Source organism: Chryseobacterium sp. CG10_8 (assembly GCF_058117085.1).
On sequence record NZ_JBYVEB010000246.1, the window covers coordinates 1 to 983 of the forward strand.

The window sequence follows — 983 nt, forward strand, 5'->3', positions numbered from 1 at the left end:
TTGAATATCCGTTTTCAATCATAATCCTGTAATATTAGCAATAACAAGCCTTTCAAAGAGTCTGTCCCCAAAATATCTTCTATTGAGTTTGTAAATAAATTCATTGAGGTACAATTGAAGGTACTTCCTTTTTATTTTGTGGTAATTACCAAGCAAGTTTCTTTTGGCGTTGCTAATGGCTATATGAACCCATTTCAATGTTTCTTCTGTTGTTTCTTTTGAACTTTTTTCCACAATATGAAGTTCTACAAAATCTGCAATATCAACATAAGAAGTACTTTTATCTGTAAAAACTATACTTTGGCTATCAATAGATTCCTTTATTGTTTCATTAATGTCTTCGCTAGAATGTCCATCTAAAACTTTAGCTTTAAAATATCGAACATGCTTTTCCTTTTTTCCTGTCACTACATCTTCTAATGGGGTAGATTCTGCCATCATGGCTACGTTTTGTTTCCCGACTGCGCCTTTCCCTCTTATCCCTTTCTCTTGTTCTATTTCGCTAGATTCTACTGTAAAGTAAGCTTCGTCAAACTCAATCATTCCCTCTAAGGTATATCTTGCATCACGATTCCCCATCGCCTTCCTTAGCTTATGTACCATTGCCCAAACGGGTTCATATCGCTTCAAACCTAACTGTTTTTGAATTTCTTTTGCCGAAAATCCTTTCTTCGTTACACTCATTAAAAACATCGTCTTATACCATATCAAAAACGATAGATTCGAGTTCTGCATAATGGTACCGCTTCGTAAAGAAATTCTACTTCTACATTTCTTACATTGGTATTGCCAAATACTCTTGATCCAAAAATGTTCTTTGCTTCCACATTTGCAAACCACTCCAAGTTGGTCTCTCTGCTGTTTGAAATGATTTCTGCAATCCTCTTCGCTGCCAAAGTGTGCCGTAAAACTAAATAAATTCATAATAATTGACTGATAGATAAACAAATATACAAAAATATTACTAATTACGGATATTCAAA

The 983-nt window shown here is 34.1% G+C and carries 1 protein-coding gene; it reads right to left on the reverse strand.

The window, feature by feature from the left end; translation table 11 throughout:
• Positions 1 to 18: 18 nt before the first annotated feature.
• Positions 19 to 924 carry an IS1595 family transposase gene (locus AC4AGG_RS16560; protein ID WP_489773128.1) on the reverse strand — a complete coding sequence of 302 codons (906 nt, stop codon included), beginning with the start codon at positions 922 to 924 and terminating at the stop codon, positions 19 to 21.
• Between the last annotated feature and the right edge of the window lie 59 nt (positions 925 to 983).

What these genes read in the sequence shown, in the direction of transcription:
- AC4AGG_RS16560 (WP_489773128.1), bottom strand. Translation starts at nt 924, where the DNA reads ATGAATTTATTTAGTTTTACGGCACACTTTGGCAGCGAAGAGGATTGC.